14 protein-coding genes and 6 tRNA genes are annotated in these 16,282 nt (G+C 36.0%); 19 read left to right on the forward strand and 1 reads right to left on the reverse strand.

What is annotated here, in order from left to right; all coding sequences use genetic code 11:
• The first annotated feature begins 8 nt into the window (after positions 1-8).
• From G8Y85_RS03085 to G8Y85_RS03145, 13 genes are all read left to right on the forward strand, one after another.
• Positions 9-83: transfer RNA gene (locus tag G8Y85_RS03085), tRNA-Asn, on the forward strand.
• Position 84: 1 nt separating this feature from the next.
• Positions 85-156 (forward strand) — tRNA-Glu (locus G8Y85_RS03090).
• A 9-nt stretch (positions 157-165) separates the two neighbouring features.
• Positions 166-241, forward strand: a tRNA-Val gene (locus G8Y85_RS03095).
• A 19-nt stretch (positions 242-260) separates the two neighbouring features.
• Positions 261-344 (forward strand) — tRNA-Tyr (locus G8Y85_RS03100).
• Positions 345-348: 4 nt separating this feature from the next.
• A tRNA-Gln gene (locus G8Y85_RS03105) sits at positions 349-423 on the forward strand.
• Positions 424-426: 3 nt separating this feature from the next.
• Positions 427-499, forward strand: a tRNA-Lys gene (locus G8Y85_RS03110).
• Positions 500-895: 396 nt separating this feature from the next.
• The gene (rocF, locus tag G8Y85_RS03115; RefSeq protein WP_107365881.1) at positions 896-1,801 is read left to right on the forward strand and encodes an arginase; all 906 of its coding nucleotides are present in this window, start codon (positions 896-898) and stop codon (positions 1,799-1,801) included.
• Between the two features lie 163 nt (positions 1,802-1,964).
• Positions 1,965-2,771 carry a diadenylate cyclase CdaA gene (cdaA, locus tag G8Y85_RS03120; protein WP_037568037.1) on the forward strand — a complete coding sequence of 269 codons (807 nt, stop codon included), beginning with the start codon at positions 1,965-1,967 and terminating at the stop codon, positions 2,769-2,771.
• Positions 2,772-3,704 (forward strand): CdaR family protein, encoded by a 933-nt coding sequence (locus G8Y85_RS03125; RefSeq protein WP_165805412.1) that lies wholly within the window; start codon positions 2,772-2,774, stop codon positions 3,702-3,704.
• A gap of 26 nt (positions 3,705-3,730) precedes the next feature.
• Positions 3,731-5,080 (forward strand): phosphoglucosamine mutase, encoded by a 1,350-nt coding sequence (gene glmM, locus G8Y85_RS03130; protein WP_165805413.1) that lies wholly within the window; start codon positions 3,731-3,733, stop codon positions 5,078-5,080.
• 534 nt (positions 5,081-5,614) lie between these two features.
• Positions 5,615-7,417, forward strand: a complete 1,803-nt coding sequence (glmS, locus tag G8Y85_RS03135; protein ID WP_107401135.1) for a glutamine--fructose-6-phosphate transaminase (isomerizing) — start codon at positions 5,615-5,617, stop codon at positions 7,415-7,417.
• A gap of 104 nt (positions 7,418-7,521) precedes the next feature.
• Positions 7,522-8,301: an ABC transporter ATP-binding protein gene (locus G8Y85_RS03140; protein ID WP_165805414.1), complete on the forward strand. Its 780-nt coding sequence runs from the start codon at positions 7,522-7,524 to the stop codon at positions 8,299-8,301.
• Between the two features lie 79 nt (positions 8,302-8,380).
• Positions 8,381-9,232 (forward strand): HAD family hydrolase, encoded by an 852-nt coding sequence (locus G8Y85_RS03145; protein WP_165805415.1) that lies wholly within the window; start codon positions 8,381-8,383, stop codon positions 9,230-9,232.
• Between the two features lie 75 nt (positions 9,233-9,307).
• Here G8Y85_RS03145 and G8Y85_RS03150 read toward each other — a convergent pair whose 3' ends face one another.
• Positions 9,308-10,195: a hypothetical protein gene (locus G8Y85_RS03150; protein ID WP_165805416.1), complete on the reverse strand. Its 888-nt coding sequence runs from the start codon at positions 10,193-10,195 to the stop codon at positions 9,308-9,310.
• Positions 10,196-10,412: 217 nt separating this feature from the next.
• On the opposite strand from G8Y85_RS03150, the gene G8Y85_RS03155 reads away from it, so the two are divergent.
• The 6 genes from G8Y85_RS03155 (at position 10,413) to G8Y85_RS03180 (ending at position 16,208) form a co-directional block, all read left to right on the forward strand.
• A complete protein-coding gene (locus G8Y85_RS03155) occupies positions 10,413-11,111 on the forward strand; it encodes a FadR/GntR family transcriptional regulator (RefSeq protein ID WP_060551565.1) in 699 nt (232 codons plus the stop codon).
• 164 nt (positions 11,112-11,275) lie between these two features.
• On the forward strand, positions 11,276-12,214 hold the full coding sequence (manA, locus tag G8Y85_RS03160; protein ID WP_103345578.1) for a mannose-6-phosphate isomerase, class I: 939 nt from the start codon (positions 11,276-11,278) through the stop codon (positions 12,212-12,214).
• 15 nt (positions 12,215-12,229) lie between these two features.
• Positions 12,230-12,472: a hypothetical protein gene (locus G8Y85_RS03165; protein WP_060551563.1), complete on the forward strand. Its 243-nt coding sequence runs from the start codon at positions 12,230-12,232 to the stop codon at positions 12,470-12,472.
• A 44-nt stretch (positions 12,473-12,516) separates the two neighbouring features.
• Entirely contained in the window at positions 12,517-13,887 is a 1,371-nt protein-coding gene (locus tag G8Y85_RS03170; RefSeq protein ID WP_060551562.1) for an EVE domain-containing protein, read from the forward strand.
• A gap of 355 nt (positions 13,888-14,242) precedes the next feature.
• A complete protein-coding gene (nhaC, locus tag G8Y85_RS03175; protein WP_103345577.1) occupies positions 14,243-15,670 on the forward strand; it encodes a Na+/H+ antiporter NhaC in 1,428 nt (475 codons plus the stop codon).
• A 112-nt stretch (positions 15,671-15,782) separates the two neighbouring features.
• Positions 15,783-16,208, forward strand: coding sequence for a thiol-disulfide oxidoreductase DCC family protein (locus G8Y85_RS03180; RefSeq protein WP_060551560.1), 426 nt, complete (start codon positions 15,783-15,785; stop codon positions 16,206-16,208).
• The last annotated feature ends 74 nt before the right edge of the window (positions 16,209-16,282 follow it).

A 16,282-nucleotide genomic window follows, 5' to 3' on the forward strand; every position in this document is an offset into this window, starting at 1 on the left:
AAGATTAATCCACAGTAGCTCAGTGGTAGAGCTATCGGCTGTTAACCGATCGGTCGTAGGTTCGAGTCCTACCTGTGGAGCCATGGCCCCTTGGTCAAGCGGTTAAGACACCGCCCTTTCACGGCGGTAACACGGGTTCGAGTCCCGTAGGGGTCATTCATAGATGGAGAATTAGCTCAGCTGGGAGAGCATCTGCCTTACAAGCAGAGGGTCGGCGGTTCGAACCCGTCATTCTCCACCATTTTATGAAAAGCATATCTGGAGGGGTAGCGAAGTGGCTAAACGCGGCGGACTGTAAATCCGCTCCTTCGGGTTCGGCAGTTCGAATCTGCCCCCCTCCACCATTGATGGGCTATAGCCAAGCGGTAAGGCAACGGACTTTGACTCCGTCACTCGCTGGTTCGAATCCAGCTAGCCCAGCCATAAGAGCCATTAGCTCAGTTGGTAGAGCATCTGACTTTTAATCAGAGGGTCAGAGGTTCGAATCCTCTATGGCTCACTTACTGACCTTATCTTTGGATAAGGTCTTTTTTTATTCTATATTGTTTTAACGGTTAGTGATGAGTCTCGCTGACCGTTTTTTAATGTAGTCAACTGCAATCTACTATAGTGAGTGCATTGTGCACGAACTCCAAACATGAGAACTACTATTATTTATTATTTAATAAAAAAGTAATGTGTATAAAAAGACGCATTTTTATGCATAAATCATAGTATGGTAAGTAAATGTATCGATAATCATTCATTTTACTTAATATCAATAAATAGAAGGACCGTATGATTCCTATACTGGCGCTTGATTAAGCATATATGAAGCTTTATGATGAGCATAAGGTTGTATGCATCGACATAGGGGATGATGTGATACAATCAATAATTCGAAGGGGTCATACGTATGAATAAAACGATAGAAATTATTGGTGCACCTACGACTTTTGGTCAAAAAAAACTAGGTGTCAATTTCGGTCCTGATGCAATTCGATATGCAGGTGCCGTTGCGCGGTTAAAACGTATTGGTCATACTGTCATTGATAGCGGTAATGTTGATACACCACAAGTAGACTTAGAGAAGTTTCATTCAAAACAACAGGGTTTACAAAATTATGATGAGATCTTGACGTTCTCAGAAACTCTTAAGAATAAAGTCTCTGAGAGTATTGAAAATAATCATTTTCCAGTTATTCTCGGTGGCGACCATTCATTAGCAATTGGTTCAATTTCTGGAGTCAGTGAACATTATAAAGAATTAGGTATTATTTGGTATGATGCACATGGTGATTTAAACCTTCCTGAGGAGTCACCTTCTGGTAATGTCCATGGTATGCCACTTCGTGTATTAGCAGGAGAAGGAGAAGAGGCATTAGTGCAACTTGGAGGATTTGCACCTAAAGTAAAACCTGAAAATATTGTATTAATTGGAATGCGTGATTTAGACTTTGGCGAACGTGAGTATATTAAAAAACATCAAATTAAAACGTACACGATGGCAGAAGTTGATGAAATGGGAATCAAAAAGGTCATTAGTGAAACGATTGATTATTTAAAAGATCGTACTGATGGCGTTCATTTATCTTTAGATGTTGATGCATTAGACCCAGAGGAAACGCCAGGTACTGGGACAAAAGTGTTAGGAGGTCTTACGTATAGAGAAAGTCACTTTGCACTAGAACAACTACAAAAATCAGGTCTTATTACTTCAATGGATCTTGTCGAAGTAAATCCTTTACTAGATGTAGGTAATAAAACTGCAGAACAAGCCGTCGCTTTATTAGGCTCGTTCTTTGGAGAGAGTTTGCTATAGACATATAAAAAGGTGAATTGGAATCATGAGGGGTTAAGCTAACAAGGTTAACCCCTCATGATTTTTATATAGAAATTTGATGGAACATAATATTGGTATATGACAGTGGCTAGTTTGCTTGGTATAATATGGGATATGGGAATAGATTACCGGAGGAGATGCTATGCAAATTTCTAACCTCTTTCAAAACTTAAGTACGCTTGAGGTCATCACTGGTATTCTAGATTTATTAATTGTATGGTATGTCATTTATCTACTTATCACTGTTTTTAAAGGAACGAAAGCAATTCAGTTGTTAAAGGGAATTTTATTTATATTAGTAGGTAAAGGTATCAGTGAATATTTACAGTTAACGACGACTTCAAGACTATTTGATTTAGTCATGCAATGGGGATTCCTTGCAATTATTGTTATTTTTCAACCTGAGATTAGACGTGCGTTAGAACAACTTGGAAGAGGGAGTTTGTTCAAACGTTATGCGATGACATCTTCAGTAGAAGTGCCTAAGCTTGTTGAATCAGTTTCTAAATCTGTTCAATACATGGCAAAACGACGTATTGGCGCTTTAATTGTTTTTGAAAAAGAGACCGGATTACAAGATTACATAGAAACAGGTATTCCGATGCACTCAGATATTTCACAAGAGTTATTGATTAACGTGTTTATTCCTAATACACCGTTACATGATGGTGCGATGATTATTCAAGGAGATAAAATTGCGACAGCAGCAAGTTATTTACCTTTATCAGATAGCCCTAAAATTGCGAAAAGTTTAGGAACTAGACATCGTGCTGCGGTAGGTATTTCTGAAGTTTCAGATGCTTTTACAGTAATCGTATCTGAAGAAACAGGATCAATCTCTGTCACATTTGATGGGAAATTACGTAAAGATATCTCTATTGAAGCTTTTGAGGAACTTTTAACTGAACATTGGTTTGGATCACATTTTACGAAGAAGGGCGTGAATTAAATGTTTGAATCTAAATGGGGACTACGTTTTTTTGCATTTATCCTCGCGCTATTGCTTTTTCTTTCTGTGAATAATGTGTTTGGTGAATCTTTTAGTACAGATCGTATTTCGAATGATGGTAATAAAACGATAAAAAATGTACCTGTTGAAGTCATTAATAATAATAAAAATTTATACGTATCAGGGGCTCCGGACAGTGTAGATGTTGAATTGAGTGGGCCACAGTCTAAAATTTTGCAAGCCCAAAAAATTGAGGATTATAAAGTGACATTAGATGTTTCAGATGCGAGTCCAGGTGAACATTCGGTTGACTTTCAAGTGCGCGGTTTAGATAAAGATATCAATTATCGTGTCTATCCGAAAGAAGCATCGCTTTCAATTGAAAAGAAAGAAAGTAGAATGATCACAGTTGAACCTAACACAAGTCCATATGCTGTGGATCCGAATTATAAAATTAAAGATGAATCGGTGTCACCTAGAACTGTTAAAGTTGTGGGTGGTAAAGAACAACTTGATAGAATCGCTTTTGCAAAAGCAAGTTACACCAATGATAATGGCATCTCCGAAAAAACAACTGCTCAAGCAAAAGTAGCTGTATTTGATAAAAATATGAATAAATTAGATGTTCAGATTGTGCCTTCTTCAGTAGATTTGACGGTCGATGTGGAACCCTATCATAAAAAAGTAAAAGTTAAAGTTATACGAAAAGGAAATCCACAAGACGGTACAACGATTTCTGGTGTGAGTCTTAATAAAGATACCATAGAAATATATGGCAATCGTAAAGACCTCGAAGACATTGAAGATATCACTGCACATGTGGACGTTAATGGTGTTTCAGAAACGACAAATAGGGAAGTTAAACTAGACTTACCACCTGGTGTAACACATGCAAAACCTTCTACGGTGGAAGCGAATATTAAAGTAAATTAACGATGAGATAAAAGGAGAAATGAAATATGGGTAAATACTTTGGTACAGACGGTGTAAGAGGTGTTGCCAACCAAGAGTTAACTCCAGAACTTGCATTTAAATTAGGACGATATGGAGGTTATGTTTTAGCGCATAATCAACATAAAGACCATCCACGTGTACTTGTAGGTAAAGATACACGTGTATCAGGCGAAATGCTTGAAAATGCATTAATTGCAGGTCTCGTATCAATAGGCGCTGAAGTTATGCGCTTAGGTGTCATTTCGACACCAGGTGTAGCCTATTTAACAAGAGAAATGGGAGCAGAATTAGGTGTTATGATTTCTGCATCTCATAATCCAGTTGCAGATAATGGGATTAAATTTTTTGGCTCCGACGGATTTAAATTATCGGATGAACAAGAAAATGAAATAGAATCACTTTTAGATCAAGATCACCCTGATTTACCAAGACCTACAGGGAATCAAATCGTGCATACTTCAGATTATTTTGAAGGAGCACAAAAGTATTTAAGCTATTTAAAGTCTACTGTAGATGTGAACCTAGAAGGTCTTAAGATTGCACTCGATGGTGCACATGGTTCTACGGCTTCATTAGCACCATTTCTATTTGGTGATTTAGAAGCAGACACTGTTACGATGGGTTGTAACCCAGATGGCTATAATATTAACGATGGTGTAGGTTCCACACATCCTGAAGCTTTAGCTGAAAAAGTGCGTGAGACTGAAGCAGACTTTGGTTTAGCATTTGATGGTGATGGGGACCGTTTAATTGCGGTTGATGAATATGGTAACATTGTTGACGGTGATCAAATCATGTTTATAATTGGTCAAGAAATGGCCAAAAATCATGAATTAAATGATAACATGATTGTTTCTACAGTAATGAGTAACTTAGGCTTTTACAAAGCTTTAGAAAATGAAGGCATTGCCTCTAATAAGACAAAAGTTGGCGACCGTTACGTTGTTGAGGAAATGCGTCGTGGTAATTATAATCTAGGCGGAGAACAGTCTGGTCATATCGTAATGATGGATTACAACACGACTGGTGACGGTCTTTTAACAGGGATACAATTAGCTGCAGTTGTGAAACGTTCAGGTAAATCTTTAAGTGAACTTGCAGCACAAATGAAAAAATATCCACAATCACTCGTCAACGTGCGTGTTTCTGATAAACATGGTGTTGAGCAAAATGCCGATGTTAAAGCAGTCATGCAAGAGGTTGAAAGTGAAATGAATGGTGAAGGTCGTATTTTAGTGCGTCCTTCTGGTACAGAACCACTTGTTCGTGTAATGGTTGAAGCTAAAACAGATGAAGATGCCGAACGTTTTGCTAAGACGATTGCCGATGTAGTTGAAGCGAAAATGGGATTATAACATAAAACCAGTGAACATGACCTTGTTCACTGGTTTTATTTAAAATGTACATTTATTTACCAAATCATTTATTAGGATTGACACTTAATTATTTCTTAAAGGAATTTTAAAAGTAGACCAACAATTATTTGCATTGCATCAAGATTAAAGTGTAAAATAAGTTATATTGTTTAGGAAGGAGGATAGAGGGTACAACAATAAAAGCGCCAGCACAAGTTAATGATTTAACGAAACGCAATATCTTAATAACAGAAGGTAATTGCGGTTAGTGACTGACTTGTAGACGAGGAGGATAGTGATCGAATTAGTTCGGCGGATGCTATCCCGGATGTGGCTCATTCGTTAGCTTATTAATTAAATCGAAAAGGTGACTTTTTGGACAAAGTTAATAAGATCGCCAATTATATGCTTTAAAAATAGTAATAGAAAAACGATGCTTTTATTCAATGATTAAGTCTCATCATTAAAGCAGAATGATGACCTTAACCATTGATATGTCTAAGCACCGTTATTTCAATGTGGAGGAAAATAATTATGTGCGGAATTGTAGGTTATATTGGATCGCAAAATGCGAAAGAAATTTTATTACGAGGACTTGAAAAATTAGAATATCGTGGTTACGACTCAGCAGGTATCGCAACACGTGATAGCGAAGGTGTGACGGTAACGAAAGCACAAGGTCGTATCGCAGAATTACGTAAAGAAGCTGAAAAAGCTGGTGACGGGGCAACAGGTATTGGTCATACACGTTGGGCGACACACGGTGTGCCTAGCTATGAAAATTCACACCCACACCAGTCTTCAAGTGAACGTTTTACACTTGTTCATAATGGTGTTATTGAGAATTATGAAGAGTTAAAACAACAATACATTCCCAATGTTGATTTAAAATCAGATACAGATACTGAAGTCATTGTTCAGCTTGTTGAGCATTTTTCTAATGAAGGTTTATCAACTGAAGATGCATTTACGAAAGTAATTAGTTTATTACACGGATCTTACGCACTGGGCTTATTAGATAGTGAAGATGCTGATACAATTTATGTGGCTAAAAACAAATCACCTTTACTTGTTGGTATAGGTAATGATTTTAATGTCATTGCTTCAGACGCATTGGCGATGATTCAAGTTACTAGTGAATATAAGGAATTAAAAGACCAAGAAATCGTACTTGTACAACGTAATCATGTTGTAATTAAAGATTTAGAAGGTAATAAAATCGAACGTGAGAGCTATACTGCTGAAATTGATGCCTCAGATGCTGAAAAAGGTGTATACAGCCATTACATGTTGAAAGAAATTCATGAGCAACCAGCTGTAATGCGTCGTATTATCCAAGAGTATCAAGATGAGCAAGGTAACTTGAAAATTGACCCGAAAATCATTAAAGATGTCCAAGCTGCGGACAGAATTTATATTATTGCGGCTGGTACAAGTTATCACGCAGGTTTAGTAGGTAAAGAGTTTATTGAAAAATGGGCAGGCGTACCTACAGAAGTTCATGTTTCATCAGAATTTGTTTATAATATGCCTTTACTATCAGAGAATCCATTATTTATTTATATCTCACAATCTGGAGAAACAGCAGATAGTCGCGCAGTTTTAGTAGAAACGACGAAACTTGGGTATAAATCATTAACGATTACGAATGTTGCAGGTTCAACATTATCTCGCGAAGCTGACCACACGTTATTATTACATGCTGGTCCAGAGATTGCGGTTGCCTCAACAAAAGCGTATACGGCTCAAATCGCTGTATTATCTATTCTTTCTCAAGTTGTTGCGAAAGAACATGGTCGTGAAGCGGATATTGATTTATTACGCGAACTAGCGAAAGTGACTACAGCTATTGAAACTATCGTAGATGACGCACCTAAAATGGAGCAAATTGCGACAGATTTCTTAGAAACAACGCGCAATGCATTCTTCATTGGTCGTACAGTTGACTACAATGTAAGTCTTGAAGGTGCATTAAAATTAAAAGAAATTTCTTACATTCAAGCAGAAGGATTTGCAGGTGGGGAATTAAAACATGGAACGATTGCGTTAATTGAAGATGGTACACCAGTTATCGCATTAGCTACGCAAGAAGGTGTTAACCTATCTATTCGTGGTAATGTAAAAGAGGTTGTAGCACGTGGTGCACATCCATGTATTATTTCAATGGAAGGCCTTGAAAAAGAAGGGGATACGTATGTCATCCCTCGTGTACATGACTTACTTACACCGTTAGTATCTGTTGTAACGTTACAACTTATTTCTTATTATGCGGCATTACACCGTGATTTAGATGTGGATAAACCACGTAATTTAGCAAAATCAGTTACAGTTGAATAATACGCTTTAACCCATGAAGACGGCGTTCAGCCGTCTTTTTTATATGCAAAATGCCATGGATTTTGGTACGATGAGTGTAATATGTTAAATAAGGTGTGATGCCAATGTTAATTTCATTAAATCAAGTTTCGAAAAAAATAGAAGGTCGAGAGATTTTAAAACACATTGACTGGCAAGTGAATCGTGGTGAGCATTGGCTCGTTTATGGACTGAATGGTGCAGGTAAAACAACATTGCTTAACATTATTAACGCGTATGAATTTGCATCGAGTGGGAATGTCAACCTTTTCGGACATCAGCCAGGTGAAGATGGTTATTCGGCACATGAGATTAGAACACAAATGGGCTATATTTCTTGTGAACTTTCGGCAAAATTTGACCCTAATGAGCTCGTACGGGATGTGGTACATAGTGGTATACCACAAACAATAGGTTTATACTTTACACCAACTCAAGATCAAATGACTATAGCGAAACGTCTCTTAGAACAACTTAATATTTCAGAATTTGAAACACAACCACTTGGGAAACTTTCCTCAGGTGAACAACAACGTGTGTTGTTGGCGCGTGCAATCATTAACCAGCCCAAAGTTTTAGTGTTAGATGAACCTACAAATGGGCTTGATTTTGTTGGGCGTGAACAATTTATAGATACATTAAAGCGTATGTTTTACCATTATCCAGAAACAGCAATGATTTATGTCACACATTTTATTGAAGAAATTTCTTCAAATATTTCACATGCGTTATTGTTAAAAGAGGGTGAAATCCATGCTAAAGGTGACATTGATGACGTCATAAATGGCCATCACCTTTCAAAACTATTCAATATGCCTGTCAAAGTATATCATCACCACCAACGTTATCAAATTGTACGTTTATAATGTTTTGGATTGATAACATTGATTCGTTTTACTAAACATGACACAATATAGATAACATCGGATTGAAAGGAAAGTATGTATGAAAAAGGTTAAAGCTATATTTTTAGACATGGATGGCACACTTTTACATGAAAATAATCGTGCTAGTAAAACTACTGCTGACGTGATTTCAAAACTTCGGGTAGCGGGGTATCGTGTGTTTCTAGCCACGGGTCGTGCGTATGAAGAAATTCATATGTTAATACCTGAAGGCTTAAAATTTGATGGTATTATTTCATCTAATGGCACACTTGGACATATCAATGATAAAGTGTTATTTGAACATGATTTGAGTGAAGCGGCAGTTAAATCTATTGTAGATGTCGCTAAGAAAGCTGGAATTTATTATGAAGTGTTTCCATTTAATGAACCACGTTTTGCGCTTACTGAAGATCAGACTTGGATGTTAAACATGGTTCAAGGTGGTAAGCCACAGCAAGTTGCGGAAAGTGAATGGTTGTCACGTCATGAAGCCATAAAAGGCAAGTTAACATGGAGGCATGAGATACCACAAGGATTAGCATACTCGAAAATTTATCTTTTTCATCCCGAGCTTCAAACGATTGAAGCGTTTAGAAACGAAATGTATCAACAACAAGATAGGCTTAAAATAGAAGTATCGAATTCGACACATAATAATGTTGAGACGATGAAATATGGCATTAATAAGGGTACGGGAATTAAAGAAATGTGTGAGCATTACAATATCGACATTGGGCATACGTTGGTAATGGGAGATAGTGATAATGATCGTACAATGTTTGAAGTGGGAGCTTATACCGTAGCAATGAAGAATGCGAAACCTCACATTAAATCCCTGACACAATATGAAACAGAATTTGATAACAATGAGGATGGCGCCGCATTGTTTCTAGAAAAATATTTATTATAATTGAATAGACGAATCATCATTAAATAAGCCTTCAATATTCATATGATCTGAATATTGAAGGCTGTTACATTTAGTTTATGCTTCTTTTTTACCAAAATTCATAAAATATTGGACTGCAGTACCTGCAATGACAAAGTAGAATATGAAGCGTATTAAAGCAAAAATGATTGAAATAACGCCATTTACGAATTGAATCATGTCATATGATAATTGTTCAATTAAAAAGCGTTGTAAGATTTGTGTAGGGATAGATAAAAGTAATACCAGTAAATTAATGATTATAATTCCGATAAAGAATTTAAGAAATGTCTTTTGCTTATTAAAAATAGTCTTCCAACCTAATTTAATAATTTCACCAATTTTGCGTTGAGGGTCTTCAACAAAAGCAGTCGTCATATTAATGATGAAGATAAATCCAAACAAAGGTACAATACTTAAAAGAAGTGAAATAATTAATTTAACAATCATAATTAACGTAAAATTAGGGTCAGATATATCAAGTGTAGATATAATCTTTTCAGTGATTATATTTAACAACTGTTCAAATAAACCATTTGCCACAATGATTAGGAAAATGGTTAAAAGTACAAAAACTCCTATTATAACAGCTTTTAACCATCTTCCACCAGTGAATGTTTTAAAAATATCCGTGATTTTAAGGCGTTTTTCTGATTGTAAAACGTTGTAAAAGGTACGGATTGACCCAGTTAAAAGTGGATACATTAAAAAGATGAAGAGTAAGCTTCCAAGTACTATGAATGCGATAACAAGAAAAATGATACTATTAATATCTATTTGACCCATCATTGCGGACATATAGAAGCTTTGCAATAAAACTAAAAATGGGACCACTATCAAAGATGCAATTAATGCAAGTATAATAAAGTTTACAAAATTAGCTAATAAAAGTGTTCCTCTTTGAGATTTAGAATTGTGCCAGAATTTTTTTGTGAATGTAAACAACGTATAGCACTCCTTTCAATACTTTACACAATATCAAAATATATTGATTTTGAAAATCAATACGGTATGTATAGTTTATTTTTATTGTAAACTAATTTTTTCCATGTGGATATCTTTTTTTAATAATTATGAACATCATTCCATTCCAAGGTAGCATATAATTTCATGAGCGTGAAAGCTTGTAATTTGTTAAAATAAACATGAGGTGAGATGGGGGATGAAGATTTCAAGCCAAAAGATTTACGAGCAAATAGCAAATGACTTAATTGAACAAATTGACGAAGGAAAGTTACAAGAAGGTGAACGCCTTCCTTCGATTCAAGCACTCTCAAAAACATATGGTGTCAGTAATGCGTCTATGAGAGAAGCGCTCAATGCATTAAGAATGATTGGTCTTATTGAAATCAAACATGGGTATGGCACGTTTGTGAAACAAAAACATCCGTTGTTATTTGATTTTAGTAATCAAACATTGACGCAAAAGCGCGTTAAAGATATTTTAGAGCTACGTGAAGCCGTTGAAGTTAAAACTGCGAGTTTAGCTTCACTACGACGAACAGATGCTGATTTAAAAGAAATGCAAGATGCTTTAAGTGAAATGGCACGTGCAATTAAGAATGATACGTCAGGAGAAGTTGCGGATTTAAAATTTCATCTTGCAATCGCACGTGCATCTGATAACCAATATTTATATGAACTTTTGAATAATATTGCTGATAAAATTCAACAAACGATGAAGGGGACACGTCATATATATCTGTATAGTCGTCAAAAGCGCATGGAAAAACTCTTTAATGAACATACCGCTATCTTTGAAGCGATTACACAGCAGAATGAAACGTTAGCAGCACAAAAAATGATTGATCATTTACAAGAAGTACGTCAAACATTAGTTGAAAATTTTATCGTTGAATAACAAAAATAATAACAGTGTGCTAAGGAGAAAAAGTGAGAGATTCATTTTCTGTGAGATACATAGGCACGCTGTTTTTAATTGTGATACAATCACTTTATAACTAAGCTTGTTATTAATGGAAGATACATAGAAAATTACATATAAGAATGCGAGGTGGTATCCCCATGCCTTTAATATTAAAACCTGTTTTCCAAGAACGTCTTTGGGGAGGCACAAACTTAACACAATTTGGTTATGAATTACCTAGCGATCATATAGGTGAAGTGTGGGGAATTTCTGCACATCCTCATGGTGCAAATGAAATTTTAAATGGACCATTTAAAGGGATGACATTAGATGATGTTTGGGCTGAGCAACCAAAATTGTTTGGTGAATTTCCTACAAAAAAGTTCCCGTTATTAACTAAAATATTAGATGCCACTCAAAAACTATCCGTGCAAGTGCATCCAGATGATACATTCGCATATGAAAACGAAAATGGCGAGTATGGTAAAACGGAATGTTGGTATATTTTAGATGCAAAACCAGGTGCTGAAATCATTTATGGGACGCATGCGCAAACTAAAGAGGAATTAGAAATGTTGCTTGATGCGCGACGCTTTAACGATCTATTTAAACGTGTGCCAGTACAAACGGGTGATTTCTTTTTTGTACCAGCAGGAACGGTTCACGGTATTGGTGAAGGTATTATGATATTGGAGACGCAACAATCTTCAGATACAACATACCGTATTTATGATTATGATCGACGTGATCATCAAGGGCAGTTAAGACCGCTTCATATTGAAAAGAGTAAGGCTGTTATTCGATATGGTGACGACAGTCCCAACGTTTTACCAACGGTCGAGGTCATCGAGACGCACAAACGTACAACATTTGTACAAAATCATTTCTTTACAGTTGTGAAATGGGAAATTGATGGAACCTTAAACTATATGAAACCACGTGAGTTTGTTTTAGTGTCAGTGTTAGACGGTCAAGGGGATCTCATCACTGATGGTGAAATTTATCCTATAGAAAAAGGCAATCATTTTATTTTAACAGCTGAGGATTTGGATAATGTATTTGAAGGACAGTTGACACTTATGATTAGCTATGTATAAGGTGGTGCAACTTAAATGAAAATAGGATTGTACATTGCTTTAATATGTGGATTCATTTCGGGTGCAACAATATTTTTTAATGTGCCATTATTTCCATCGTATATATTTCCAGTCATTATAGGATTAATCGGCATTATCGCGACACTATGGACACTGCCTAATCCTGAAATGAGTGGCATGCTCAAATTAGGTGGCATAATGGTGAATGTATTTCCTGTCATCGTCGGAATTGTGACGTTAATACAGTCATTACATTAAAAATGATGAACGTAAAAAAATAAATGGAGGAGAACACGATCACCATGACAGCAGAAACGAATTATTTTTGGCTAAATTGTGGATATAATCGTTGGAATCATCACGAACCATTAGTAGGTCAAACCGCTGTATTTGAATCAGGCGCGCAATTTAACCCATCTCAAGGGTATCGTGCGTTTAAACAAGCCAAAGTCGGTGACAAAGTCATATTTTATCAAGTACAAACGGATGCAGGTTTACTTGGATGGGGTGAAATTACGAATGTTATCACAGGTGCGCAAAATAAAATTCATGTTCAATTCAAGTTTAATGAGACATTTAAACCATTGACTACGGAGTATTTAAAACGAAGTGAAACATTAGAATTTCGAATTAGTAATATGAAAGAAACTTTATTTAATAAGATTTCATATGATGAATTTGAATTAATTAAAGGTCTTGGTACAGGGGATGTCAGTATTCCACGCTACTTCTATATGGCTGAAACGACATCTTTTGAACCTGATGAGACTTATGTGATTTATACACATAATGTTAACGGTATTAAACGTAATGGCTATCATAATTACACGCAACTAGAAGTTGGAGACCAGATTGTCATTTATAATCGTTATAGTAATCAATCCGTCATTGGTCGTGCAGAAGTTTCTCATCACATTCATACACGTCCGCCTGAAGCTGGACGTACAAATAGTACGGCTATTGAGATTCGATATATTGAAGATATTCAACCTGTAAGTTTAACAACTTTAAATAAACATCCTAAGCTGAAGAACTTATATTTTCTTCAAGAGAATGCGAAACAAGCGATTGCCGGACTGACACCGACCCAATTTGAAGCCATTATGGAAATGAGTAAAAATGGTGGTATGAAAGGTCAGTTCGAAACAGTAGGTCAAATGACAAATGAAGGTACGAGTGATGACATTAAACCATTTATACTTTTATTAGCTAACGACAAAGCAGAAGGGTTAAAGGCTGCGCAGTCATTAGTTGAAAAAGCAAATGCGACACCTGTGATGACAACAGGTCATCCTGACTTTTCAGAAGAAATGTTATACGGTCGTTATTTACCTAACGAGACAGGGGCAATGTATTATCGTGAAGGATTTATTACGGAATTAATGCCTAAATCGGACCGTCATTATCTTGTAATTGATCAATTTGAACGTATTGATCCGGACATCTTCCAAATGTTTATTAACGTTTTAGAAGGTTATGAAATGACATTACCAAGATATCATAGAGATGGAAGTATGGTTAAATGGAGTTTAAATAAAGACTCTTATTACTACTTTAATCCGAACTGGCATATTGTCGGTGTGACATATTTAACGCCACAAGAGGTCAAAGAACATTATTCTGAGCAATTTTTAAAATATGCACGCATTATTCAAGTGAAACACTCCACATAATCGTTAAGAATAGGAAAGCAATTTTAAAGTGACTGGCTAACTAATATATATACGGTGTTTCACACCTAAGTGATAGCTTCAAAGTTCATGTTGTAATGAATTTTGAAGCTTTTTTATACAAATTAGGCGGTGATGTATAGCGCTTTGAGACGAAAGTGCATGTATAAACCTACCTTATGTCCTTACGTTCAATTTAATTCTTTTTTAATATTAAAGGGAAACCTATAAGTATCTGTAATCATTATGATTTGAATTTTTATACTTAAACGCCTTGAAGCGCTTCACAGAAAATAGTATGATATGCGTGAACGTTTTCAATTTTCAGATAACATCAACATAGGGGAGAGGGATTTAAATGAATAAGGAAACTCAAAAAAGGCCGATTAACGTCTGGTTTGCGTTATTAACGCTCGTAGCAATGATTGGGGCGATGTTATATACGGTGGTTAAGCTAGAACAAGCCCCACATATTCCATTGCTAATCGGCACATGTGTAGCGATTATTATTACGATGTGTCACGGTTATAAATGGGAAGAAGTCGAAGAGATGATGTATAAGGGGATTCGTCACGCGCTTCCAGCAGTTGTTATTATCATGTTAGTAGGACTTATCATTGGAGCGTGGATCGGTAGTGGTATTGTCGCTGCGATGATTTATTACGGTTTAAAATTAATATCACCTACATACTTTTTATCTGTCGTGTGTATTATTTGTGGCATTGTGGCATTAGCTATTGGTAGTAGTTGGTCTACTATGGCTACTGTAGGTGTTGCATCAATGGGAATAGGGATTAGTATGGGTTTATCACCAGGCATGGTTGCGGGTGCAGTGATTTCTGGTGCGTATTTTGGTGATAAAATGAGCCCTCTTTCAGATACAACAAATTTAGCATCTGGACTTACTAATGTCGACTTATTTGAACACATTCGCCATATGTTTTATACGACAATACCTGGCTTAATCATTAGTCTTATCGTGTTTTTTATTTTGGGACAAATGTATGGAAGTGATCATTTAAATCAAGGTCGCATTGATAATATTATGAATGCGATAGACAATGCATTTATTATTTCACCTTGGTTGCTTGTAGTGCCACTAATAGTCATTATTATTGTTGCTTTAAAAGTGCCGGCATTACCTGCGATTGTAGTCGGTATCATTCTAGGTTTTTTTGTACAAATTTTTGTACAAGGTGATTCTATGGTGACTGCGGTTACAGCATTACAAACTGGTTATGAAATCGATTCAGGCAACAAAACAATTGATGAGTTATTCAACCGTGGTGGTTTAGAATCCATGTTCTATACGATATCATTAACACTTGTCGCCATGACATTTGGTGGTTTATTAGAGTACTCAGGTATGTTAAAAGCTTTAATTAGCGTAATTTTAAAAGTCGCTAAAAACACGGGGTCATTGATCGCTTCGGTAATTGTTTCTTGTTTTGGCACAAACCTTACATGTTCAGAACAATACATCTCAATTATCGTTCCGTCACGCATGTATGTTTCCACATTTATCGATAAAGGATTACACCCTAAAAATCTTTCGCGTGCACTAGAAGACGGTGGGACACTCACATCTGTTTTTGTTCCTTGGAATACGTGTGGCGTCTTTATCGCTTCAACGTTAAGTGTGTCTGTTGTTGAGTATGCACCATTTGCTATATTAAATTTTATCGTTCCAATCATTTCGATTCTATATGGATTTATTGGCTTTAAAATTATTAAATTATCTAAAGATGAACAAGCCTATTTTAAACAGCAAGAATCGCTAGCATAAATATAACTTAACGTAAGCTTAAGATTAATATACATAGAGGCGTTTTGTTTTTAAAACTGATTCAATGACTTTACAATTAAATATATAAATAGTCCATTGAGGGGGGATACAAGTGCCTATCGTATATTATGATGATCGTTGTATTTATTGTTACAATTATGTCATTTGGTTAATTCGACATGGTTTACCGAGAAATTATCAATTTGTGCCATTAAAAAGCGAGGCTGGTGAACAGCTACAACAAGTGCATCCAGAAGTGTTAAGCTATAATAGTGTGATTTTACAAGAAGGATCATCCTTGTATTTTCAATCTACAGCAATTATCAAACTTATTTATCAATTAAAACAATTTAAATGGTTAGCCCTGAGCGTTTGGCTGATTCCAAAGCCAATTCGTAATTTCGGTTACCATCTATTCGCTGAAAATCGTAACCATATGTGGCGAACGACTTGGGCTAAAGTTCGTGAGTCTGAAAGAAGCTATTTTATTGGTGAACAATATGTCGATGTGAAAGGGCTAGCCAAGCATTCAAATTAAAATGTAAAAGCACCGCGCGTGTATAATAAGTTGAATGCTAAACGTATAAGGATAAAAATAATAGCCTTCAAAGT

Origin of the sequence: Staphylococcus sp. 11007852 (genome assembly GCF_011394325.1) — a bacterium.
Taxonomy (GTDB): Bacteria; Bacillota; Bacilli; order Staphylococcales; family Staphylococcaceae; genus Staphylococcus; species Staphylococcus agnetis.

Bases quoted from the DNA above. Each gene is read 5' to 3' on its own strand.
- rocF (WP_107365881.1), top strand. From the start codon at position 896: ATGAATAAAACGATAGAAATTATTGGTGCACCTACGACTTTTGGTCAA.
- cdaA (WP_037568037.1), top strand. From the start codon at position 1,965: ATGCAAATTTCTAACCTCTTTCAAAACTTAAGTACGCTTGAGGTCATC.
- G8Y85_RS03125 (WP_165805412.1), top strand. From the start codon at position 2,772: ATGTTTGAATCTAAATGGGGACTACGTTTTTTTGCATTTATCCTCGCG.
- glmM (WP_165805413.1), top strand. From the start codon at position 3,731: ATGGGTAAATACTTTGGTACAGACGGTGTAAGAGGTGTTGCCAACCAA.
- glmS (WP_107401135.1), top strand. From the start codon at position 5,615: ATGTGCGGAATTGTAGGTTATATTGGATCGCAAAATGCGAAAGAAATT.
- G8Y85_RS03140 (WP_165805414.1), top strand. From the start codon at position 7,522: ATGTTAATTTCATTAAATCAAGTTTCGAAAAAAATAGAAGGTCGAGAG.
- G8Y85_RS03145 (WP_165805415.1), top strand. From the start codon at position 8,381: ATGAAAAAGGTTAAAGCTATATTTTTAGACATGGATGGCACACTTTTA.
- G8Y85_RS03155 (WP_060551565.1), top strand. From the start codon at position 10,413: ATGAAGATTTCAAGCCAAAAGATTTACGAGCAAATAGCAAATGACTTA.
- manA (WP_103345578.1), top strand. From the start codon at position 11,276: ATGCCTTTAATATTAAAACCTGTTTTCCAAGAACGTCTTTGGGGAGGC.
- G8Y85_RS03165 (WP_060551563.1), top strand. From the start codon at position 12,230: ATGAAAATAGGATTGTACATTGCTTTAATATGTGGATTCATTTCGGGT.
- G8Y85_RS03170 (WP_060551562.1), top strand. From the start codon at position 12,517: ATGACAGCAGAAACGAATTATTTTTGGCTAAATTGTGGATATAATCGT.
- nhaC (WP_103345577.1), top strand. From the start codon at position 14,243: ATGAATAAGGAAACTCAAAAAAGGCCGATTAACGTCTGGTTTGCGTTA.